We start from the raw sequence: 23,689 nt of genomic DNA, 5'->3' as shown, positions 1-23,689 counted from the left end.
TTACGCAATCTTTTATAAATGATTTCAGTATTTCAACTTTTCCACATTCCAACTTTTCAATCTTACAACACTTAAATTTTTCCTATTTTCGTGCCGATGGAAAATTTTATCGTTTCTGCCCGTAAATACCGCCCAGCCACCTTCGAAACCGTAGTTGGCCAGCAGCATATTACCGGTACGTTAAAAAACGCCATTAAAAACAATCAGCTTGCCCAGGCATTTTTATTTTGCGGGCCGCGCGGAGTGGGTAAAACAACCTGTGCGCGTATCCTTGCAAAAACCATTAACTGTACCAACCCTACAGCCGATATGGAAGCCTGTGGACAATGCGACAACTGCCTTTCTTTCCAGAACGGACATTCTTTTAATGTACACGAATTGGATGCGGCATCGAACAACTCTGTTGATGATATCCGTAGTTTAATTGAGCAGGTTAGAATACCTCCACAAGCCGGAAAATATAAAATCTATATCATTGATGAGGTTCACATGTTATCACAAAGTGCATTTAATGCCTTTTTGAAAACGTTGGAAGAACCGCCTTCTTATGCTATATTTATTTTGGCCACTACCGAAAAACATAAAATACTGCCAACTATTTTATCACGTTGCCAGATTTTTGATTTCAACCGCATCCAGGTAGAAGATATTGCCAATCACCTATCAACCATTGCCCAACGCGAAAATATTGCTTTCGAAAGCGATGGTTTACACATTATTGCTCAAAAAGCAGATGGCGGATTGCGTGATGCGCTTTCGATGTTCGATCAGATTGCCAGTTATGCAAATAAGAACATTACGTATAAGGCTGTAATCGACAACCTGAACATTTTAGATTACGATTATTTTTTCAAACTTACCTCTTATTTAACCGCAGCAGAAGTTAGCCAAACCCTGCTCCTGTTTGACGAAATTTTAAATAACGGTTTTGATGGCAATAACTTTATTAACGGCCTGGCCACTCACTTCCGTAATTTATTGGTAGGTAAAGATGCATCGACCATTAAACTGTTAGAAGTTAGCGAAAATATTAAACAAAAATATCTTGATCAGTGCAGGCAAACAGAATTATCGTTTTTATTAACAGCATTAAATCTGGCCAATACCTGCGATCTAAATTATAAGAACTCTAAAAACCAACGTTTACAGGTAGAACTGGCGCTGATTAAAATGTGCCACATCCGGTCGGTCGTCAACTTAGCACAACAGCCTTTAAATCCTAATAATACAGCAACTGACGTAGATCAGGATAAAAAAAAAACTAATGTCGTAGCTGAGCAAGCTGAAAGTCCAAAGCTGAAACCTGAAAGCGAAAAGACTATTTCTGTACCAGCACCTGCCCTTAGTGCCCCTGTTTTACCCAATATTCCCCAGAAGAAAAGCCTAAGGATATACCTAGGGTTGGCCCGCAGCCATCCACAACTTCTATCAGTATTAATATTCCGAAAGCAAATGCTATAAGTACACTCATCCCTTCATTAAACGATTTGGAACGCATAGCCCAAGGAGATGATGATGAGGGGCCAAAGAAAGTTACCGGCGATGCACGTGAAGCATTTAGTTACGACCGCTTACTGGAAGTATGGAATGCCTTTACCCAGAAAATGAAGGCTGCAGATAAAATCAATCTTTTTACCATCTTAAATAATTTCGCTCCTACGCTTTTAAATCCCGAGCTAATCGAAATTTCGGTAGAGAGCAAAACGCAAGAACATCTCGTACAACAAGAGTCTGTTGAGCTTTTAAATTTCTTGCGGAACGAGCTTAGAAACTTTGGTGTTGAGGTTACGTATAAGCTTGTAGAACGTAAAATAGAAAACAGGCTCTATGGCAACCGCGAAAAGTACGATTACCTGGTAAACAAAAATCCAAAACTGGATGAACTGCGGCGGAGATTTAATTTAGACATTAACCCTTAGTCAGTTGACAGTTTCCAGTTGATAGTTTTTAAATTACTGGGGAACCGATGGCTGCCAACTACAAGTCGGATACGGCTAACTAGGATTGTGTATCATTGATCGGATAACCTTCTTCGTCTAAGTCGTCGCGGTTATCTTCTGGTGTACGGGCAAGAATTTCATCCTCTGGACTAAGTTTAACACTTTCACCATTGTCTACATGCATACCCAGCTCTTCTAAGTTATCTTCGGCAATTTCTTCATTACGGGCATATTCATCGCCAACATACGGATTTGCTTCATCATATGTAGAATCATCATCTTTCGCACCTGCAGCAACCGTTTCGTAACCCATCGGATGATCGTAATCGCTATCGGTACTTCTTACATCTAGCTCATAACTTTGTTTATTTTCGTCATAAGCTAAATTCTCTTTATTGATTTCGCTATTTTCTGTGGTACTATGTATTTTATCTTGCGATCCTTTATTCTCGTTAATTGCCATGGTATAGATCTCCTTTAATTTATATGAATATAACAAATTGATATGAATAAGGTTTGTTTCATACTTAACAATAGTAAAATTATCTGGGCGTGCTCCAAGCCGTGCAAGGATCAGGCTATATACAACAAATCCTCGGCCGATGAATCCCGATTTTATATCGGAAGGGCTGTGGGCTTTACCTTGCTATCCCTCACGCAGGAAAGAGGAAGTTCATGATCCTCCGCGAACTATCAGTTAAATTTAATATGAATTGTTGTAACAAGATATAATTCATTTCTGTCTGTGAGGACACAGGCTGAGGAGTTAAGGATTTAAAATAGTACCTCTGGTCAATCCACCCAAACCCGATCAAAGCGAGATGCTACCGATTCTTCATCGGGTGCAGAAGCTGGAGCGCGACTGCTGCAACCCAAAAGCCGCTGCATCTGCTTTCCAAATTTATTCAACTTTCTAACAAAAGGCTATTAAATCAACAAACCTACATCACAAAAAAAGCGCCCTGATTTCTACATCAGGACGCTAATATTTAAAGTTGACAATTCAATTTCGCCTACAAAGAAGCTAAAGATGTATTTAATGTTTCACTCGGGCGCATGGCTTTGCTTGCCAGCTCATCGTTAGGGTTATAGTAACCACCAATGTTTTGAGGCTTACCTTGCGCACCGATTAACTCTTCGTTAATTTTAGCTTCGTTTGCTAATAAAGTTTTAGCCAATGGTGCAAATCTTGCTTTCAGATCAGCATCTTTTGTTTGAGCAGCTAAAGCCTCAGCCCAATATAAAGCCAAATAAAAGTGAGAACCACGGTTATCGATAGTGCCTAATTTTCTACCCGGTGATTTGTCGGTTGCCAAAAATTTAGCATTAGCTTCATCTAAAGCATCAGCTAATACCTGCGCTTTTGCATTATTTTGGGTTTGAGATAAATGTTCTAAAGAAGCTTGAAGTGCCAGGAACTCACCTAATGAATCCCAACGTAAATAACCTTCTTCGATAAACTGCTCAATATGTTTTGGGGCAGAACCACCAGCACCGGTTTCAAACAAACCACCTCCGTTCATTAATGGAACGATAGAAAGCATTTTCGCAGAAGTTCCTAATTCTAAAATCGGGAATAAATCTGTCAGATAATCACGCAATACGTTACCGGTAACCGAAATGGTATCTAAACCTTTGCGGATACGCTCCAAAGTAAATTTAGTTGCTTCAATCGGCGCTAAAATGCGGATATCTAAACCTGTAGTATCGTAATCTTTTAAATAGGTGTTGACTTTAGCAATGATTTCTCTATCATGCGCTCTTTTCTCATCTAACCAGAAAACTGCTGGCGTTTCTGATAAACGCGATCTGTTCACCGCTAATTTTACCCAGTCCTGAATTGGTGCATCTTTAGTTTGACACATGCGGAAGATATCGCCTTTTTCTACTTTCTGATCAAAAAATACTTTGCCATCAGCATCGGTAACACGGATAATTCCTGCACCGGTAGCCTGGAAGGTTTTATCGTGCGAACCATATTCTTCAGCTTTTTGAGCCATTAAACCAACATTTGGTACCGAACCAATTGTGGTTACATCAAAAGCACCGTTTGCTTTACAGTCATCAATGGTTGCAGTATAAACGCCAGCGTAAGAACGGTCTGGAATTAAAGCAATGGTATCCTGAAGTTTACCTTCTTTGTTCCACATCTGTCCCGAGGTACGGATCATTGCTGGCATAGAAGCATCAACAATCACATCCGATGGTACGTGTAAGTTCGTAATTCCTTTATCAGAGTTTACCATGGCCAAAGCAGGTCCGTTTTCAATAGCCTGAGCCAAAGCCGCTTCAACTTCTGCCTGTTTAGGGTTGCCTGCAATTTTTGCGTACACATCTCCTAAACCATTTCTCGTATCAATATTAAGCTCCTTGAAAAGATCCGCATATTTGGCAAAAACATCTGCAAAATAAACTTCAACAATAGCCCCGAAAATAATCGGATCAGAAACCTTCATCATAGTTGCTTTTAAGTGCGCTGATAATAAGATGCCTTCAGCTTTAGCTTCTGCAATTTCTTTGGCAACAAAAGTTTTTAAAGCAGATAAGCTCAATGCAGAACTATCAATCACCTCTCCTGCTTTTAGTGGCGATAAACCTTTTAATTCGGTTACTGTACCATCAGCAGCTACAAATTCTATTTTAAATTGGCTTGCTTCAGCAACAGTGGTAGACTTCTCTGAACCGTAAAAATCGCCTTCAGTCATACTGGCTACCTTGGTTTTCGAATCTGCAGACCACTTACCCATTGAGTGTGGATTTTGTTTAGCATAGTTTTTAACGGCTTTAGGTGCTCTACGATCAGAGTTACCTTCGCGTAAAACCGGATTTACAGCCGAACCTAAAACTTTTGCATACTTAGCTTTAATTGCTTTTTCTTCGTCTGTCTGTGCATTATCAGGGTAATTTGGAATAGCAAAGCCCTGCGCCTGAAGCTCAGTAATTGCACCTACCAATTGTGGGATAGAGGCAGAAATATTTGGTAATTTGATGATGTTAGCTTCTGGAGTGGTAGCCAAAGCACCAAGCTCTGCTAGCGCATCACCAATTTTTTGATCGTCTTTTAAATACTCGGGAAAGTTGGCCAAAATTCTTCCTGCTAAAGAAATATCTCTGGTTTCTACATCAATACCTGCTGATGCGGTAAAAGCTTGTACAATAGGTAAAAGTGAGTAGGTTGCCAACATTGGCGCCTCATCGGTTTTGGTGTAGATAATTTTTGATGTATTTGACATGTTTATATTGATTTTGCTTATTAAGGTTAATTATTCAACCGGTTTCTAGGTTTGTAAACCGATCTTTTTAAAATCGCCTAAAGATAAAATAATCGAATGAATTAAGGAACATCGCAATGTTATTTCTGGTTTGGATTAGCAATTCATTTGTTAAAAACAGATAATCTTCATCATAGTGAAATAATAATAAAACATACTATTGTTTTTAGGGAGCGCAGGGTCATTTACTCTATTTAAAGTCAGTCCTGCTCTCCGCTTTATCCCGATGAAATATCGGGGATGCCCGCTTCGATCAGGGCTAGAAACTTAGGCCTGTGGCACAGAAAATTAACATAGTAGCAGAAAAATTACCTAATTAAACCTGATCGAACGGATGCCATTTTTCATGGCAGAAGGCAGAGCAGGAAGAAATTAACCAATGGAATACTGCAATTGCTTTTCAAAAAAATAAACGACCATATCATAATAAGGTATAGTTTTATCTGTCTTTAGTGCAACACCCCAATATTTTTTCGTGAATTATTTCTTTGGCTAAACTTTTGTAGTGTCAAAACCATATATCTATCTATTTTAAACTTTTTAATTGAAATGACCGAACCTACCTTAGATCAACAGTTAAATGCCCGCAAATTCGAAGAGGCTAAAAGCATGATGCATAACGGCGAAAAACTTTCTAAAAGCATTCAGGAACATCATAAGTCATCGATTTTTGATCATCTGGTGAGAGAGAAACAATACGAAATCCTGATTATGATGCTAAAGGACAAAACCATCGAAACCGACATTTATGAATTCGACAGTTTTGACAAAAGCATTTTTCAGGCTATTGTCCGCAGCCTTGGTAATGACGATGAAGATATTGCATTTTTCAATGAATTTATTACTCATTTCGACAACTTAAATGACGAGGTTAACACCAAAACACTATTAAGTTATTTCTTCGAAAACGGGGTGAGTTTAGCGCTGATTAAAGCATGTATCGATGCAGGTTGCACCACCACCTTCAAAAACAATGCAGAGGAAAACTACATCCATCAGGTAGTGAAAAGCAGTTTCCGAAGGTATAACCTAAACGATGAACAGACTACCGATCTGCTTAAAGGATATATCGATATTCTCCTTAACGAAGGTATTGATATTAATGAAGGCAATGTGGTGCAAGAAAGCCCATTAATTACCGCAATAAAATTTAATAAGAAAAATTTAATTGCCCATCTGCTCGAAAATGGCGCCGATCCCAATCATACCGACCGCGATGGAAATTCAGCATTCTTTTATGCAGTGGCGCATTTGCAGAGCGAAAACATATACGATACGCTGCGCAATTTCGCCTCACCAGCTTTTGACCAGGTTAATAAAAACGGCGAAACATTATTATTTGAATATGTGCGAATGATGTCGAACAGTGAAAGTGGGATAAATTTTCTTAAAAAACTGATTGAAGATGGTGCCGATCTATATCAGGCCAGCACCTGGTACAGTGCAGATAAAACCCCGTTAGATATAATCGCTGAAAAACAGGCTGATATTTTACAGGCGGTTTTGGAAACCGGACAGGTAGATATAAACAGAACTGACGACAAAGGGAATACCTTACTCCATAAGGTTTGCGCTTACAATGTAAATTATGAAGCAGAAAAAGCGAAAGAAACTTATCGTAAAGTAAAACTTTTGATTGAAAATGGAGCAGATATTGCTGTCACAAACGATCAGGATCAAACCGCACTGATGCTTGCATCTGATGATAACCTGAAAATAAAAACTGTAGAACTGCTCATGAAACAATCTTAAAATATGTCAATGTCATTTATTATTGCCTGCGAAAGCGGCAAGCGCAAAATAGCCGAACTTTTATTGGCCAACCAAGAGGTAGAGGTAGGTTATACAGATGAAAAAGGCAGAACAGCCCTCCATTATGCCGCCCATCGTGGATATTTAGACCTTGTACAGATTTTAATAGATCGTGGGGCAGCTTTAGATTACGAAGATCATGCCGGCGAAACACCTTTTTATTTTGCCTGCTTACAAAAACAGAAACAAACCGCACTATTTCTTTTAGATAAAGGTGCAAGAGTTGACATTAAGGATTTTAAAGGCAACAGCTTATTACACCTAACTGCACAAAGCGGACAGATTGAAGTTTTAGAAAAACTACTCGATCAAGGTCTTGAAGTTGACGGCGAAAATAACGAGGCAGAAACGCCTTTGCTTATTGCTGCAAGCTGGAGGAACAAAGAAATTGTTCAAAAATTATTGGAATTTGGCGCCAATATCAACACCACTAATAAACATGGCGATTCACCCTTAATTTTTGCGGTTAAATCTAAAAACACGCCAATGGTTGAGCTTATTCTCGAAAAAGGTGGAAATATTAACCATATTAATCATGCCGGAGAATCGGCCTTACTAATTGCTTGTTATGATGCCAACAGGATGCTCACCAAAGTATTGGTGGAAAAGGGCGCAGATGTATTCGTTTCATCAAAAGATGGCCTGTCGCCTATCTGGTATGCCTGTGCCAATAACCAGAAAGAAATTGTTGATTTATTTTTAACCAATGGTATAGATGTAAACTATGCTAAACCGCTTTCGGGTAACGACGATTCCATGTATTCGTACTTAGAATGGGTAGAAACTGCCAATAACATTTCCATTTCGGCCAGCTTCTCTTTCGATAACAATTACAACTACGGAGGCGAAAGCATGCTGCATGTAGCAGCCAAAAGTGGCCATTTAAGTATGTTAAAGCTATTAATCGAAAAAGGTGCAAATATTAATATTCAGGATGAAAGCGGGAACACTGCTTTACATTACTCGGCTGCTAATGGTAAAAAAGATGCGGTAAAATTTTTACTCGAAAAATCGGCCGACCCTACCATTGTAAATGTAAAGGAACAGAAAGCAATAGATTATTCGAATATTAAGGGTTTTAATGAAATTACAGAACTCTTGTTGAAATATGGCCTTCCAGCTAAGCAAAATGCACAAGAAACAAGTACCCTATCAACAAAAAATACTGCTGAAACTCCGAAAAATGATATGGCTGCGAAAAAACAGGCATTATTAGATTTAAAAGAGTTACTCGATGCCGGAATCTTATCGCAGGAAGAGTTTGATGCGGAAAAAGCTAAGGTTTTAAATGGTTGAGTGGCAGCTCCATTGCAACTGATTGGCTTTAAGATATCGTCATTGCTTCGTCGGCTGAAAAGCCTTCTCAGCAATGACGAAATTTCTATTCAAAAATATTGTCTAATAAAATTTTAGTTATAAATTTATTTTCAAGAACTTTCTGGGTCAGTAAATCTAAATTGATCGGGAAATTCGACATTAACGCTCACACAAATGAAAAGTAACCCTAAAGCCAAACTTCAATTATCTTTCTTTCTCTTTCTTTCCATCTTTATATATGCCTGTTCTCCCAAATTATATGTGGATGAAAACAAACGTTATCAGGCGGGGACATTAACCGAGTCGCAAGTAGATTCCCTGCATCTTTTTTTAAAGCAGAACGAAAGGCTTGCTATAAAAGACACCATTATCATCAAATATGATTTCAATAAAGACGACTGTTGGAAAGACCTGAGCTATCAGAACGCAGAATTCTTGAACAATGTAAGATGGGCCTTTCAAAAAAACATTCTCGAAAAAGCCGAGGCCAGGCCGAAAGTTGCCATTTACCAATATCGTGAGGAGGGAAAAAGTTTCAGTCCAATTAAATCAAAAGGTTTAGAAATAGAAACCGATTCGGGCTTTCTTAGAAAATTACTATTTAAAGAAGTTACTTCTTGTGGAACCTCCGCAATTATCCTTCCTAACGGAAAATTCTTACTGATAAAATCAGATCCTCAGTTCTCTGCGCTGATATTAAATGCTAAAGACATCGAGAAAAAATTACAGGAAAATCTGGTTAAATAAGCTACGATAAGTAAAATTTTCCAATACCGATCAAAAAATATATTTTTAAATAAAGTACCTACTTAAAAACTGATTTAGCATTTGCCAATATTTAATGTTTTGCGAAATAGAAATTACTGGAAGCCGAGCTTTGGATATCTTAATAAACCATTGTTAATAAAACAATTAAAAAAATAAACGAAAGTAGACCGAATTGTAATTGTTTCGGCTATTCATTAGTTAACAGATATTGTTATGAGAGAGCTTAAAGATGACTTAAGAACTATTATTGACGTAATCACTTTTGGACTATTGTACCTGAGTTTTTCTATTATTGACTATCCAATTCTTTCTTATATATTTTTAGGTCTCTGGACAGCATATTGGACGTGGAATATTTATTCGAAAATTCAGTACAGAAAAGGTAAAGCTCAATATATTCTAATTCCTACGATTAATGATGATTATTCGAAAATGACATCAATAATTTTAGGATTTATTCTTTTTTCGTTAGCTATCATACTTTGGTTATGGAAGCCAGAGATATTTAATTTAGAGCTTATTTTGCTAATTGTAGGGTTGTTACTTTTTATTAATGGACTACTTGATTTACCTAAGGGCAAAATTGAACTTCAAGAAAATTTTTTATCAATTACTGGATTTAAAGGCAAAATAAATGTTAAAGACATAAAATCATTGGAAATAATGACAAACAAAATAATCCTTGTTGATAATACAGCAAAAACAACGAGATTTGACAATTTTAATATTGATATAAATTCAGCGATTAAAATAGAGAATTATTTTGCGGAAAATTGCATAGGTAGGGAGTTTGCGATAAAAAACAACCTCTGCTAACAGCAGCAAGCGTGACGGACAATCCACGAATAAAAAAGCAGTAGCAATGAACTTTGAATTGACAAACGGGAAAGGACTTATTGAAATTGGTTTGGGTAGAGGCAGCGATTTAAAATTCACTAAACCGCTTTCAGTTGTTTGGCAGGACGGTTACGGTTCAATCCATCACCTCTTTGAAAACTTCGTGAACAAGGCTGAGATTCGCATAAATCTTTCCAGTTTTTTAATAAATTTATCCTAACCGAAGTTGACAGGAAGAAATCCTATTAAAAATAAATATAATGAGTTTAAAAACAACAATTACAAACAGCGTTGATTATAATGTTTGGGTAACAGAACAGTTAGTAGCCTGGCTACAAAATTACCCCGAAGAATTATTGCAAAAAGAATGTCCATCCAGTTTTAATAGCATAGCAAAAACACTTAAACATATTAGCGACACCCAATTGTATTGGTCATCAATGATTCGTGAAACGACAACACCTACTTTTGATTACATTGCTAATGAAGTGAATCTTAAAACTGAAATGGCAAATTTAGTAAGTGAAGCTAAAATTTTGGCAACATATGTAAAGGAGAACAACGAAGCTATGAGTGAGACCTATTTAATAGAATCGGAATGGTTTTCATCAAATTTTCCAAAGTACGAATACTTGCAACATTTAATAATTCATACAACCTACCATCGTGGACAAATTGTAAGCATTGGGCATAATATAGGTGTTACAAAAGCACCTATGATGGATTATAATTTTTGGAATGTAATCAGCCAATAAAATAGAACATACAAGGTAATCAAAGAAACCTTTGACAATAACGGCAATTACATGTATGCTATGCTGGAAGACCCTTTTGGAGCTGTACTGGCTGTTACTCATGTAGCCAATGAGTAAAATACCGTTTAAAAATATTTTATTTTTACTGACGAGTATAATTATGTATAGATTATATAATTATACGAAAAATGAGAAAACAGCGAACCAATACAGGTTTGGCAAAGCCAGGCTGAAGTGCAAAATTAAACAATAGTTTTTCAATTGAACTCTAGTAATATAGGCACTATGCTTCAATTTCCTACCGGAACGCAAATCCTCGGAACATTAAGTGCCATACTAGGCACACACCTAGCGAACCACATACCTGATTTTTTGTAATCATACAGCTTATGTATTGAAAAGAGAATTGACATCATAAAAATATAATCCTAAACTTAAGAAATGAAAAAAAATCTATTCATTCTTATTATTTTTTTTTCTTACCTCAGTAGCTATGCACAACAAGTAGATTCCCTGTCTATAACTGGTTTCATAAACGAAATTAATTATAATAGAAAATTAATAGACAGTCTTGAAAAAGTTTTCAATAGTCAACCTCCTTATTTTTCAGTTACGCTTGAAAATAATCAAAAAGAAGTTCAAATACCAAATGAGATAAAATTTTACATACTTGATGGCATGAACAAATCTTATCCAGAAAAGATCGACAAGAATAGATTTCTGTTTTCAAAGCTTCCAGACTCTGCTAAATTCGTTCTTGAGTGGGATAGTATTAGTATCGAAACAGGTATTATTAAGAAGAAACAATATAATTATGGGGCGAGCTTGAAATTTGGTTATTATGACAATATATTGGAGTTACGCAATCTGTGGGAGAAAAATAAAAAGAATGAAGACTTTGATGAATACACAAACATTGGACAACCCTACCTGCGAGCTATAAAGAATAAAAGATTACTCAAAGCAGCAAAAAGAAAAGTCATCAAACCAATTGAATTTGTAATGTTTTATCCCAGAAGTTATGGGGACGGCATAGTGATTACTTTTGAAAATATTAAAGTTAACTAACTGTGTGTACTTAACAGTTTCTTTTAGCAATGTTAAATACAGGTTCGAAACAACCCGGATTTGAGCTGCGAAACGATTTAACAAAATTTAACTAAAAAATTAGGTGTAATGCCGTAACTTAGTTTTTAACTAATCGTTTTCAAATTAATACTGGAAAAATTATGATCAAATTCCTTTACTCCACTCTTACAATCTCAGAAGCACGCCATCTTTTGATGACCGGATTTTTGTAGATCAATCAAGAATTCAATTTTAAAGGAATTATATAAAAATACTTCCCTGTTATCATCATAGCATTGAGCCAGGGAAAATAACATGCGCTCTCAAGGAAGGTGCTCTAGGGTACTTTCCTTTTATTATTTTAATCCTATGGCAATTATGCCGCACTAAAAATTTCTCTCCGCTTTTAATTTTATCTTTTAAAACTAATTTTCTTTATCAACCGAGCTGGCTAGAAAATAAAAACTTTTTGCAGCCATACGCATATCCGCTGTTACTTTTGCCTATCAACCACTTTCATAACGTAAAAAGTAAGAGACGATACAATAATAGTTTGTAAAATAACCGCGCTTTACCAGAATATGCGCTAAATTTATCTGCCAATCAGTGGTTAAACCATCAATTATCATCCTATTGAAACCGAACCTTACTCTACTCTTAACATTACTTTCTTTTACTGGTTTAGCACAAACAATAAAACCCGATTCGACTAAGAGACTCGAAGAAGTTACTGTAAAAGGTTATTATAACCATCAAACCTTGCTAAGATCAGTATCGGCTGTTAACCTGGTAGATAGTAGTTTAATAAAAAACCAGCCCAACAGCTCATTAGTGAGCATGCTAAATACTGTTCCTGGTGTACGCATGGAAGAACGTTCGCCTGGTAGTTATCGCCTATCACTCCGTGGCAGTTTGCTCCGGTCTCCCTTTGGCATTCGGAATATTAAAATTTACCTCGACGATTTCCCCTTAACGGATGCTGGTGGAAATACCTACCTAAATGCTTTAGATGTTTCTGCGGTAGGTACGATGGAAATTTATAAGGGTCCTGAAGCCAGTATTTTTGGCGCAAATACGGGAGGTGCTCTTTTAATCAACGCTCCCGCTATAAACCGCAATGAAATTAATGTTTCCGCTACTGGCGGTTCCTATGGTCTCTTCCATCAAACGGCATCGATTAAACAGCAATATAAAAAGTACAGCTTTAGTTTTAGCGAAGGATATCAGAGAAGTGATGAGTACCGACAAAACAGTGCAATGGATAGAAAATATTTTCAAACTTTGCAGCAATGGAATTATAGCAGTGCTGGCAGTTTAAAGGCTTTTGCCTTTTATAGCGATTTAAAGTACGAAACGCCAGGAGGGTTAACGGCTGCCCAATCAGATCAAAACCCTAAACTGGCCCGTCCGGCAACATCAACATTACCTGGTGCCATTTCACAACAAGCCGCCATTTACAATAAAACCATTTTCGGGGGGATATCGAATTCCTATCAGATCAGCCTGCGGTTGAAACACGTAATTGCTTTATTCACCTCTTATACCGATTTCAAGAACCCCTTTATTACCAATTACGAAAAGCGCTACGAAAGTACACTTGGATTAAGAACATTCTTAGAATACGCCCAGGCAAAAGAAGATTTTAAATTTAATGCTCAAATTGGATTAGAGCATTCTGCCACCAAAAGTCAGATTAAAAATTTTAATAATAATGGTGGTGAAGCGACCACAATGCAGGCTTCAGACCGCCTAAAAGCTGGTCAGGATTTTGCTTACTTCAGATTAAACTTCGACATCAACAGTAAATTTCTGATCGAACTTGCTTCGAGTTTAAATTTCTACAGATACAATTATGAGAGTTTTTTCCCAGTGGTTATGGCCTCAAAACAAAGAAAATTCGATGGCCAGTTTATGCCAAAGGCAGCAGTATCTTATCTCATCACTTCTGATTTTTCGGCCAGGGCTTCAGTTAGTAAAGGTTATTCGCCCCCAACCATTGCAGAAGTAAGATCGTCGGATAACAATATCAATAATGGCCTACAGGCTGAACTTGGCTGGAATTACGAATTAGGCATGCGTTATAAAACCAAAAACAATCGTTTTTACGCCAATGGAAACCTATTCAGTTACCATTTGAAGGATGCTATTGTTAGAAGGTTAAATCAAAACGACGCCGAGTATTTTATCAATGCCGGGGGAACCAAACAGCTGGGAATTGAACTGGAAGCTGCCTTTTGGATGATCAAAAATAATGAGTCTTTTTTAACAGGTTTACAATGGAGAAGTAATTATACTTTTAGCCATTTTAGATTTGAAAATTTCGCGAACGGCACTAGTACTTTCAGCGGTAACAAACTTACTGGAGTTCCGGAAAGTATTTTAGTCAATAGTTTAGAATTTAACTTTCCGAAAACATTTTATCTATTTATACAACACAATTATACTTCTTCAATCCCTTTAAACGATATCAATACCGTTTTTGCGAAAAGGTATCACTTGGTTGAAAGTAAATTAGGCATCAGAAATTTAAGAATCAATAAAACCCATTTAGATCTATTTGTAGGGGCAAACAACCTACTTAACGTGAAATATAGTTTAGGCAACGACTTAAACGTCGCAAATGGAAGGTATTTTAACCCGGCACCAGGAATTAATTTTTACACAGGCCTCTCCATTAAACTATAATCTTTAAATCGCATCATATAAATTGACCATCTATATGATGCGATTACCCTATAAGCTAAAAGGCCTCTTTCTTTTCTCTTTCCTTGATAATTATATTGCTAACAACTATTTCGATTGCATAGCGCTTTTTCCCGTCTGCGCCGTCGTAACTATTGGTCTGTAACCTACCTTCAACGGTTAAGCTTGTACCCTTTTTAACCTGAGCCTCGGCAAGCTCGGCTTTTGCATTCCAGAAACTTAAATTAAACCACTGGACTCTTTTTACTTCCTCACCTGATGAATTTCTATAGTTTTCGTTTATAGCCAGGTTAACCTTTGCTAATTTTTGACTTCCAAAATTTTTAATTTCTGCATCTGCTCCTGCAAATCCGCTCAATACTACTTTGTTAACTGCACTTTCCATGATCTTTAAATTTTAAGTTTCTAAATGTTTAACGAACAATTATCACCTCGATAACCGACAGGACAAAATTGTAAACGGCATCAAAAATTAGTCGGATTGTAAACATTTATAGCCGTTTATAAACGTTTATACACGGATAGCATGCCCTTAAAGCTTTAATATGATGTTTTATTTTTTATTCCACCATTTTATTTTATAAATTCGGGCATCATCCCATAATAAAAAAAGAAATTATTATGGAACGTTTATGTTTAGATTGCGGAACCCCGATCAAAGGAAGGGCCGATAAAAAATACTGCGATGATTCTTGTCGCAGCAATTACAACAATCGTTTGAAGATTGATGATAATCTCGTGATTAAAAAGGTAAATAACATACTCAAAAAGAATCGCGCTATCCTTGCTGCGCTTAATCCAAATGGTAAAACAAAGATTACCAGTAAAAAGCTGGTTTCGGCAGGCTTTAATTTTGAATACCACACCTATAGTTACGAAACCCAGAATGGAAACACATACATTTTCTGCTATGAGTATGGTTACTTACTTTTAAATGAAGAGCGTTACCTGCTGGTAAAAAGAGAAGAAAGTTTGGGTTAGCTTAGTTACAATGCTTTGGTTTGCTCGATTAAACATCTAAAATTTGCGGAAGCTAATCGGGTGATTTTTTAATTCAAGAGGAGATGATTAGTTTTATCAAATATGATAAACTATAACAACAAGCTTTTTAAACCCGTAAATAATACAGAAAATGGTGAAACATCAAATGAAACCATTTTTAGATATAAACAAACAGGAAATATCCTAACCGCAGAATATGAGGGTGGAAAAATTATGTCTGGCCATTTAATTGGCTTAGTTGATGAAAACGGGAACATCGAAATGCGCTATCACCAGATAAACAAACAAGGCGAGCTCATGACCGGAATCTGCAATTCAAAACCAGAGCAATTAGCCAATGGCAAAATTAGACTTCATGAAACCTGGCAGTGGACATCAGGAGATAAATCGAAAGGACAGTCGATCATTGAAGAGCAATAAGCTTAATTACAAATAGATTTCCATCTCAATTTGCAAGCCCAATATGCCTCTAGAAGAAACTCTTATAAATCGAATATCATCAATATTACTAACCGCATCCAATTTAGTTTACGGCCCGCTTAATTATCAAATAAATAACCTACAAATTGAAAATGAAAGTCAGGAATATGCGGCCTGTACTTTTGAGCTAAATAGCGTAAAAATCAAACACCGCCTTTCTAAAATCACCCCAACCAAGACGGGGCAATTTGTAACCATATGGAAACGGAATGAAGCAGGAATTACTACTCCGTTTACTGATCAGGATGAATTTGATCTGTTAATTATATCTGTTAATAGTGCCCACAGATCTGGTCAGTTCATTTTTCCAAAAGCCATATTGGCACAACATAAAATTATTACAGCAAAAGGAATAGAAGGCAAAAGAGGTATTAGGGTTTATCCGCTCTGGGATACAGTAACAAATAAACAGGCAGAGAAAACCCAACAGTGGCAAGCACCTTATTTTCTTCATATAGACATCAATGGAAATACCGATCTTGCACAAGCAAGGAAATTAATTGACAACTGAATTAAATAAACAGGATTTTAAAATCCTGTTAAACTTAGCAAGTTTCGGGTAGTTTGTCGTTTCTTTCCAAACTACTTTTGAATATAAATTATTCAAGACCATGAAAGTACAAGAAGAGATCAATTTCAATCGCATAGCCGAAGCCATTAGCTACATCAAGGCGAATTTTAAAACACAGCCAGGTTTAGAAGAAATTGCAGAGAAAGTAAATTTAAGTCCCTTTCATTTCCAAAGATTATTTAGCGAATGGGCAGGTACAACTCCTAAACGTTTTCTGCAATATATTAGCATTGGTTATGCCAAAGAAATGCTGAAAGAAAACCAGAGTTTATTCGATACTGCATTAGAAACTGGCTTATCGGGAACCAGCAGACTGCACGATCTTTTTATAAACATTGAAGGCATGACACCTGGCGAATACAAAAACGGTGGCGAAAATCTTTATATCAATTATAGTTTTGCAGAAAGTCCGTTCGGAAATATTATGGTAGCCAGCACCCCAAAAGGAATCTGTCATATCGCTTTTTACGACGACGAAAATATTGCTTTGGCAAATCTGCAACGGCAATTCCCTGCAGCTCAGTATCAACAGATATTGGATAAAGAACAACAAAATGCTTTATATATTTTCAGTCACGATTGGAGCAAATTACACCAGATTAAACTGCATTTAAAGGGGACAGACTTTCAGTTAAAAGTTTGGGAAGCCTTGTTAAAAATCCCTATGGGTAAATTGGCCACTTATGGCAACATTGCCAAACAATTGCACAACCCTAATGCATCAAGAGCGGTGGGCACGGCGATTGGCGATAATCCGGTGGCTTTTCTCATTCCTTGCCACAGGGTAATACAATCAAGCGGTGCTTTGGGCGGTTACCACTGGGGAGTGAACCGAAAAACAGCCATGATTGGTTGGGAAGCAGCAAAAACCAATATTTAAACCTGTATGATCAAACATGCAGATATTTCAATGGAAGAATTAAAAAAACATTTCAAAAACAAAGACATCTGCTTCGGTGGAAATGCCAGATTGAAGATTTACGGACTACTTAAATGCAGATCGGGAAAGCGGATGAAGAAAGGAAACCGCATATTTTTTCGTTCTGTAGAAGAAGCACTTCAACATGGCTACCGTCCGTGTGGGCATTGTTTAAGAAAGGCATATCAACAATGGATTTATTCAACACAACAATAGATAGTAACCAAAATCTGCTTCCATATGGTGGAACAGTAAATTATTATGGCAAATTATTTTCTATACCAGAAGCCGATCATTACTTCGATGCACTGATGAATACTATTGAATGGAAGAACGACGAAGCTTTTATTATGGGCAAACACATTATCACCAAAAGAAAAGTAGCCTGGTATGGAGATGAAGCCTATTCTTATACCTACTCCAATAAATCAAAAATGGCTTTACCATGGACAAAGGAATTACTGGAGTTAAAAAAAATATCAGAGGAGCAAACGGGTACCACCTTTAATTCCTGCTTACTTAACCTGTACCATAACGGTGATGAGGGAATGGCTTACCATAGCGACGACGAGAAGGCCTTAGCTAAAGATTCTGCCATTGCATCATTAAGTTTTGGCGCAGAGCGAAGATTTCTTTTTAAACACAAAAAAACTAAAGAAACCGTAACCTTATTTTTAGAAAATGGAAGTTTATTGGTAATGAAAGATGAAACACAAACCAATTGGTTACATCGCCTTCCACCAACCAAAAAAGTAAGTAAGCCAAGAATAAATCTCACCTTTAGGACAATGGTGGTTTAGTTTAAATGGGGATTAGATATCGTCATTGCGAGAAGGCTTTTTCAGCCAACGAAGCAATCTTTATGACAAGGATCACTAGTATAAAAGATTGCTTCGTCGTTCCTCCTCGCAAAAATCTTAATGTTTAAACTCTTTAATATCTACAATACGGTCATCATCAGCATTTTTCTTTAAGAAAGAAGTGCCATTAGCATTTGCTACCCAGGTATAATCTCTTTGGATATTACCTACTAATGTTTCAGGCTGGTTAATAAGTGATGCTGGCAATGGCAGGTTAAAAGTTTCGCCAGTTGCCGTATTTACCTGGTACAAAGAATTGGCGGTTAAAAAGGCTAGTGTGGTTTTATCACTAGAGTACATAAAAAATTTCCCCTGGATACGTTCATCAGGGTTTTGTCTCTTCACCGGATAAACCCTTGAATTTATAGTCGTGATGAAGAAATCATTATTAACCAAAATATTGCTACGTGTTAATTCTTCCAACCCGTTTGTATATTTTTTATCTTCAGCACCTTTTGATGGTTTGTTTAAGCTCACCACTTCAGTTTTTCCATCATTAACAGAAATGATATAAAATGGAGCCATTTTACCCGTTTCGTTCGACACCTGAACCAACACGGCAGTTTTTTGGGTATTGATGAATGATGCAACAATAAATTTCTGTGCAGCAGCATTTGGTGCATCATCAATAATAATAGTGGTATCCTTATACTGAATGGCAAAGCGATCGGCTGCTGCCACTGCACCAGAATCTGTTTTTACGATAGTAAGTATATTTTTCTTTGATTTCGGGAAAACATTAAAATCTTCACTGGCCGTAAATGGTTTTGCCTTGCAGGCTTTTTCTGATTTACCGCAGCCAAATAAAACAACGGAAAGTAAGAGTGCATAAAGCGTAATTTTCATAGGTATAGCTATTTATTTTTTGCTAATTTATAATCTTTATTGCGCTTATTTTATCAAAGTCACCAGAAAATTACCGCATCTGTTTAAAAAGCACAACAGATCGTGTTTATACTGGCATTCCACTATCTGTTAATCATAAAGACCAAAGCCCCTGGCATTTGCCTCTCTATCAGACTCAAATGCCTTACTTTCTGTGTTTGGGTGGCAGAATTTGACTACTTCCGACTAAATTCCTTATTTTTGATTAACAGATAACCAATGGCTAACACACCGAGTTTTCTCGCTAAAAATAAAAGCGTAATCTTATATGGAGTTTTCCTGGCTGCACTACTGTTTTTGCTGAAGTGGCTTGAACTTCGTTTCATTATCATCAACCATGCCTTCGAAATTTATGCTGGTTCGATAGCCATTATTTTTACAGCTTTAGGCATTTGGCTCGTGCTTAAATTAACCAGGCCCAAAACCATACTGATCGAAAAAGAAGTTTTTACCGGCAAGCCTGAAACATTTATCCTCAACGAAAAAGAACTGGCCAAACTCAACATCAGCAAAAGAGAGCTGGAGGTTTTGCAGCTCATGTCTGCAGGTTTAAGCAACCAGGAAATTGCATTAAAATTATTTGTTTCTTTAAACACCATAAAAACACACAACGCCAGGCTTTTCGAAAAACTGGAAGTCAAACGGAGAACGCAGGCCATAGAAACGGCAAAAAGGCTCAATATTATCCCTTAGTGGACTAACACATTAGTATTAAAAAGCTACCAATCTGAAAAATCACCCTAAAGTATGAGGGTTAGAAAAAATAATCGAAGCAATTTTGTGGTGTAAACCTCTTAAAATTATAAACAGATGAAAAAGAACGTAATCGTATTTGGATTAATCGCCGGCTTAATTGTATCAACTTTGATGGTGCTCTCTATGGCAAGATGTTATAGCGACCCGAACCTTGAGCACAGCATGCTTATCGGCTATGCCTCAATGGTATTGGCATTTTCCTTTATTTTTGTCGGCATAAAAAACTACCGCGATAAGTATAACGATGGATTAATCACTTTCGGCAAAGCTTTTAAAATCGGCGCATTGATCAGCTTGGTGGCCTCTACCATATATGTTATTGTCTGGTTGGTTGATTATTATGTATTTATGCCTGATTTTATGGATAAATATGTTGCCCAGGTATTAAGGGAAGCCAAAGCAGGTGGCGCATCGGCAGCTGAGCTGGCAACAAAAACAAAAGAACTGGCCTCTAGTCAGGAAATGTACAAAAATCCGATCATGGTAGTTCTATTTACCTATATGGAAATACTACCTGTAGGCATATTGATCTCATTGGTAGCAGCACTTATTCTGAAAAGAAAAGAGGGCACTCCATTAAATGTAAAAACCATTTAAGATACCTGCTAATCTGATCTCGTCTTATTAATTTTAAGCCATTAAAAAATAACTATGTATACCATCCCCTTTACCAATATAGATTGGAGCCAGATAGAAAAAGTAGAATACCCTGGTGAAACAGGCACAGCAACCTGGCAAACCTTAAACCTGGATGGCTTAAGAATCAGGACTGTAACCTACTCTGCGGGTTATCTTGCCGATCATTGGTGCAAAAAAGGCCACATTGTACATTGTTTGGAAGGTAGCTTTACAAGTGAAATGGAAGATGGAACAACATTCGCGCTGAGCACAGGGATGACTTATGTGGTTTCTGACGATTTAAGTTCGCACCGGTCAGTATCTGAAGAAAGTGTAAAACTTTTAATCATTGATGGCCATTTTTTAAAATCAAGCTTATGATGATTTTTGCCAAAACCGAACGCTTAATTTTACGTGAACTAATACCAACCGATGCTGAGGGTATGTTTGAAATGGATAGTGACCCCGAGGTGCATCTTTATCTTGGCAATAAGCCTGTAAAATCAATCGAGCAAAGTATTGCAGAAATCGAGTTTATCAGAAAACAATATATAGAAAATGGTATTGGGAGATGGGCCGTTATCGAAAAAGCAACAGGTAATTTTGTAGGTTGGTCGGGCTTAAAATTGATTAAAGAAGTTACCAACAACCACGTTAATTATTACGACCTGGGTTATCGGTTCAGCAAACGTTTCTGGGGAAAGGTTATGCTACAGAAACGGCAGTGGCGGCGAGAGACTATGGCTTTAATGAACTGAAGTTGAATGAAATTATGGGTATTGCAGATATCAATAACCTGGGATCTATACATGTTTTGGAAAAAGTAGGTTTAAAACGGACCTCTATTTTTGATTACAATGGCATAAAACACCATTGGATGAAGATTAAAAAATCAATTTAGCTTAACCAAAAGGCAATTTTATCTTTTTATGGTTTAGTTTTTGATGCTAAAAAGGAAATCATTTAAACCTTACCTTATGAAACACCTTATCTTCTGCGGAATGCTGATCTTATTATTGAGTTCTTGTAAAGAAAAATTAGATCCTGCAAGCTTTAACAATACCAAATGGGAGTTGAGCGAATTGCCTGGTTTAACGCTACCAAGTTCGGCAAAAGCAACCCTAAATTTTGCTGATAGTTTGAAAATTAGCGGAAAATCGTTCTGTAATAACTATGGTGGCAAGGGAGAAATTGCTGATAATAAAATTACTGTTAAAAATGTTTTTGGCACTAAAATGTTCTGTCAGGAAACTGATGCAGCAGAACGTGCATACTTACATGCTCTTAACCAGGTTAATAGCGCTAAAATAACCGATAATAAGCTATATCTGTTAAATGGCGATAAAACCTTGCTGGTTTTCACCAAAACAAACTAGAATCTTTACATGCATAAAAAAGGCTGAATAAAGTATTTTTACTATTTTCGGCCCTTTGAGTTTAACGCAGGAGTGATGCCATCCATAACAGAAGATCTGAAGTTTTTTTTCTCAACCATAAGAAAAGCATTTATTTTATTTCAGCAGAATGATCCCTTACGCCTGGCCGGTGCTACTGCTTTTTTCACCAATTTTGCCTTACCTCCAATATTAATTATACTCATCAGGCTTTTCGGCATGTTTACCGATAGAAGGTTATTGGCTACACACCTATTCGAACGTTTGGCTAATATTCTCGACAATGATAGTATTATACAGATCAGAACTACATTAAGAAACATCCGGGGCATTAATCAGGCCTGGTATGTTACTTTGTTCAGTTTTATATTTTTCCTTTTTGTGGCCACTACACTATTCAATGTAATCAAAAACTCTTTAGAGCAGATCTGGAATATAGGCCAAAAAGATAAAAAAGGGATTGTTAATACCCTTAAATCAAGAGCTATATCCGTTACGATTATCTTGTTTGCTGGCATATTATTTTTTATAGGCTTGCTGGCCGATAGCGTGCAGGCCTATATTGGTGCCTATCTGAAATCAGGATCACCATCTTTCGGCTTAATTTTAACTTCAGTGATTAATCAATTGGTATTTGTTGTAATTGTAACTACATGGTTCACCATACTCTTCAGGTACTTAACAAATGGGCGCCCTACCTGGCGGGCAGCAATTTCTGGAGGCCTTTTAACCGGGTGCCTTTTTACTGCAGGAAAGTATATTTTAAGAATTTTATTACCACTGAGCAACATCAGCAACATCTATGGATCAGCAGGATCGATTATTGTAATTATGCTTTTTGTATTCTACTCTTCGTTGATATTTTACTTCGGCGCATCTTTTATTAAAGCACTGAGTGTTGGCAGAGCTACACCGATTATACCAAAAAACGGATCGTTCGCCTACGAGTTAACAGAAGTTGACCTGGAAAAAGAGGATTAATAAAAAAGGGAGATAAAATTAATTTTATCTCCCTTTTTTATTAATTGGAGGCACTTAACTAATACGTCATGCTGAACTTGTTTCAGTATCTATCAAGCTAAAAAAGAAAAGACCCTGAAATAAATTCAGGGTGACGATTCGCAAGGGGCTACTATAAAATCCTATAACCTAAGCCAACTGTAAATAAGTTTAACTTAGTGCCAGGATAACCTGATTTATTGATTTTTGATAAACCAAGTTCGTAACGTGCATCGAAGCTTAGTTTTTTAAGGTCTAAACCTGCTCCAAATTGCCATGCCAAAGCCTGATTTTTAAAATCGGCCCTGAAAACGCTACCTGCAGCCTGACTAAAACTTTGATTTTCATCTAATATTAACGAAAACATTGGTCCGGTGTTTAAACGGAGTCCAATACCAGCGGCGCCAAACTTAGTACCTACCAATAATGGCACATCTAAACTTGTAAAGCGCACTTTATTTACTTCTCCCGTTGACTCACTTACCAAATCTGCTTTTTTTCCTGATACATAAAGTTCAGGTTGGAAGTAAACGCCTGCGGCACCTACCCTAGCCCAAAGGCCACCGTAAAAACCAGCTCGGTTGTTACTGTTAAAAGTGTTTTCACTATCAAATTTCGAAAAATTTGCACCAGCTTTAATGCCCAGCTGGAAAGATGGCAGTACCTGTGCGCTGGCAAATAGGCCAACAAGCAAAAAGGTAACAGTTAAAGATAAAAATTTCATACGCGATTA

General features: G+C 37.0%; 25 protein-coding genes and 1 pseudogene. 21 read left to right on the top strand and 5 right to left on the bottom strand.

The window, feature by feature from the left end; translation table 11 throughout:
- The first annotated feature begins 96 nt into the window (after positions 1–96).
- Positions 97–1,461, top strand: coding sequence for a DNA polymerase III subunit gamma/tau (locus H9N25_RS02705; RefSeq protein WP_330221082.1), 1,365 nt, complete (start codon positions 97–99; stop codon positions 1,459–1,461).
- A gap of 26 nt (positions 1,462–1,487) precedes the next feature.
- Complete coding sequence (locus tag H9N25_RS25225) at positions 1,488–1,919, top strand: hypothetical protein (protein ID WP_330221081.1); 432 nt, start codon at positions 1,488–1,490, stop codon at positions 1,917–1,919.
- Between the two features lie 79 nt (positions 1,920–1,998).
- Here H9N25_RS25225 and H9N25_RS02700 read toward each other — a convergent pair whose 3' ends face one another.
- Together H9N25_RS02700 and H9N25_RS02695 are read right to left on the bottom strand one after the other, a co-directional pair.
- Complete coding sequence (locus tag H9N25_RS02700; protein ID WP_167293204.1) at positions 1,999–2,403, bottom strand: hypothetical protein; 405 nt, start codon at positions 2,401–2,403, stop codon at positions 1,999–2,001.
- 550 nt (positions 2,404–2,953) lie between these two features.
- A complete protein-coding gene (locus tag H9N25_RS02695) occupies positions 2,954–5,173 on the bottom strand; it encodes an NADP-dependent isocitrate dehydrogenase (RefSeq protein WP_167293203.1) in 2,220 nt (739 codons plus the stop codon).
- Between the two features lie 588 nt (positions 5,174–5,761).
- Between H9N25_RS02695 and H9N25_RS02690 the strand changes: the two genes are divergently transcribed.
- The 7 genes from H9N25_RS02690 to H9N25_RS02660 all read left to right on the top strand — a co-directional run bounded on the left by H9N25_RS02690 (position 5,762) and on the right by H9N25_RS02660 (position 14,454).
- Positions 5,762–6,964, top strand: a complete 1,203-nt coding sequence (locus tag H9N25_RS02690; protein WP_190327871.1) for an ankyrin repeat domain-containing protein — start codon at positions 5,762–5,764, stop codon at positions 6,962–6,964.
- A gap of 9 nt (positions 6,965–6,973) precedes the next feature.
- A complete protein-coding gene (locus H9N25_RS02685) occupies positions 6,974–8,320 on the top strand; it encodes an ankyrin repeat domain-containing protein (RefSeq protein ID WP_223833559.1) in 1,347 nt (448 codons plus the stop codon).
- 195 nt (positions 8,321–8,515) lie between these two features.
- Complete coding sequence (locus H9N25_RS02680; protein ID WP_190327869.1) at positions 8,516–9,088, top strand: hypothetical protein; 573 nt, start codon at positions 8,516–8,518, stop codon at positions 9,086–9,088.
- Positions 9,089–9,322: 234 nt separating this feature from the next.
- Positions 9,323–9,925, top strand: a complete 603-nt coding sequence (locus H9N25_RS02675; RefSeq protein ID WP_190327868.1) for a hypothetical protein — start codon at positions 9,323–9,325, stop codon at positions 9,923–9,925.
- A 281-nt stretch (positions 9,926–10,206) separates the two neighbouring features.
- On the top strand, positions 10,207–10,701 hold the full coding sequence (locus tag H9N25_RS02670; RefSeq protein WP_190327867.1) for a DinB family protein: 495 nt from the start codon (positions 10,207–10,209) through the stop codon (positions 10,699–10,701).
- 441 nt (positions 10,702–11,142) lie between these two features.
- Entirely contained in the window at positions 11,143–11,769 is a 627-nt protein-coding gene (locus H9N25_RS02665) for a hypothetical protein (RefSeq protein WP_190327866.1), read from the top strand.
- Between the two features lie 633 nt (positions 11,770–12,402).
- Positions 12,403–14,454, top strand: a complete 2,052-nt coding sequence (locus tag H9N25_RS02660) for a TonB-dependent receptor (protein ID WP_190327865.1) — start codon at positions 12,403–12,405, stop codon at positions 14,452–14,454.
- 55 nt (positions 14,455–14,509) lie between these two features.
- On the opposite strand, the gene H9N25_RS02655 is transcribed toward H9N25_RS02660, so the two are convergent.
- Positions 14,510–14,857 carry a single-stranded DNA-binding protein gene (locus H9N25_RS02655; RefSeq protein WP_167293198.1) on the bottom strand — a complete coding sequence of 116 codons (348 nt, stop codon included), beginning with the start codon at positions 14,855–14,857 and terminating at the stop codon, positions 14,510–14,512.
- Between the two features lie 236 nt (positions 14,858–15,093).
- Here H9N25_RS02655 and H9N25_RS02650 point away from each other — a divergent pair, with 236 nt between their 5' ends.
- From H9N25_RS02650 to H9N25_RS02625, 6 genes are all read left to right on the top strand, one after another.
- Positions 15,094–15,453 (top strand): hypothetical protein, encoded by a 360-nt coding sequence (locus H9N25_RS02650; protein ID WP_169501992.1) that lies wholly within the window; start codon positions 15,094–15,096, stop codon positions 15,451–15,453.
- A gap of 102 nt (positions 15,454–15,555) precedes the next feature.
- Positions 15,556–15,894: a n-acetylglutamate synthase gene (locus H9N25_RS02645; RefSeq protein WP_190327864.1), complete on the top strand. Its 339-nt coding sequence runs from the start codon at positions 15,556–15,558 to the stop codon at positions 15,892–15,894.
- Between the two features lie 43 nt (positions 15,895–15,937).
- Positions 15,938–16,465 (top strand): MepB family protein, encoded by a 528-nt coding sequence (locus tag H9N25_RS02640; protein WP_190327863.1) that lies wholly within the window; start codon positions 15,938–15,940, stop codon positions 16,463–16,465.
- A gap of 100 nt (positions 16,466–16,565) precedes the next feature.
- A complete protein-coding gene (locus tag H9N25_RS02635; protein WP_190327862.1) occupies positions 16,566–17,405 on the top strand; it encodes a methylated-DNA--[protein]-cysteine S-methyltransferase in 840 nt (279 codons plus the stop codon).
- Between the two features lie 6 nt (positions 17,406–17,411).
- Positions 17,412–17,660 carry an Ada metal-binding domain-containing protein gene (locus H9N25_RS02630; protein ID WP_190327861.1) on the top strand — a complete coding sequence of 83 codons (249 nt, stop codon included), beginning with the start codon at positions 17,412–17,414 and terminating at the stop codon, positions 17,658–17,660.
- Positions 17,636–18,244 carry an alpha-ketoglutarate-dependent dioxygenase AlkB family protein gene (locus H9N25_RS02625; RefSeq protein ID WP_190327860.1) on the top strand — a complete coding sequence of 203 codons (609 nt, stop codon included), beginning with the start codon at positions 17,636–17,638 and terminating at the stop codon, positions 18,242–18,244. The genes H9N25_RS02630 and H9N25_RS02625 overlap by 25 nt, the downstream gene beginning before the upstream one ends.
- Before the next feature lie 117 nt (positions 18,245–18,361).
- Here H9N25_RS02625 and H9N25_RS02620 read toward each other — a convergent pair whose 3' ends face one another.
- Positions 18,362–19,150 (bottom strand): hypothetical protein, encoded by a 789-nt coding sequence (locus H9N25_RS02620; RefSeq protein WP_190327859.1) that lies wholly within the window; start codon positions 19,148–19,150, stop codon positions 18,362–18,364.
- Between the two features lie 258 nt (positions 19,151–19,408).
- On the opposite strand from H9N25_RS02620, the gene H9N25_RS02615 reads away from it, so the two are divergent.
- The 6 genes and pseudogenes from H9N25_RS02615 to H9N25_RS02590 all read left to right on the top strand — a co-directional run bounded on the left by H9N25_RS02615 (position 19,409) and on the right by H9N25_RS02590 (position 22,938).
- The gene (locus H9N25_RS02615) at positions 19,409–19,882 is read left to right on the top strand and encodes a response regulator transcription factor (protein WP_190327858.1); all 474 of its coding nucleotides are present in this window, start codon (positions 19,409–19,411) and stop codon (positions 19,880–19,882) included.
- Positions 19,883–19,999: 117 nt separating this feature from the next.
- A complete protein-coding gene (locus tag H9N25_RS02610) occupies positions 20,000–20,542 on the top strand; it encodes a DUF4199 domain-containing protein (protein ID WP_190327857.1) in 543 nt (180 codons plus the stop codon).
- 54 nt (positions 20,543–20,596) lie between these two features.
- Entirely contained in the window at positions 20,597–20,944 is a 348-nt protein-coding gene (locus H9N25_RS02605; RefSeq protein WP_190327856.1) for a DHCW motif cupin fold protein, read from the top strand.
- Positions 20,941–21,464: pseudogene (locus tag H9N25_RS02600) on the top strand (GNAT family N-acetyltransferase). Before H9N25_RS02605 ends, H9N25_RS02600 begins: the two are co-directional and overlap by 4 nt.
- 76 nt (positions 21,465–21,540) lie before the next feature.
- Entirely contained in the window at positions 21,541–21,939 is a 399-nt protein-coding gene (locus H9N25_RS02595) for an META domain-containing protein (RefSeq protein WP_167293188.1), read from the top strand.
- Between the two features lie 75 nt (positions 21,940–22,014).
- A complete protein-coding gene (locus H9N25_RS02590; protein ID WP_167293187.1) occupies positions 22,015–22,938 on the top strand; it encodes a YihY/virulence factor BrkB family protein in 924 nt (307 codons plus the stop codon).
- Between the two features lie 151 nt (positions 22,939–23,089).
- Here H9N25_RS02590 and H9N25_RS02585 read toward each other — a convergent pair whose 3' ends face one another.
- Positions 23,090–23,680 (bottom strand): porin family protein, encoded by a 591-nt coding sequence (locus tag H9N25_RS02585; RefSeq protein ID WP_190327855.1) that lies wholly within the window; start codon positions 23,678–23,680, stop codon positions 23,090–23,092.
- Between the last annotated feature and the right edge of the window lie 9 nt (positions 23,681–23,689).

It is taken from the genome of Pedobacter riviphilus (genome assembly GCF_014692875.1).
Lineage (GTDB): Bacteria > Bacteroidota > Bacteroidia > Sphingobacteriales > Sphingobacteriaceae > Pedobacter > Pedobacter riviphilus.
This window is presented reverse-complemented; position numbering and strand designations above follow the sequence as displayed.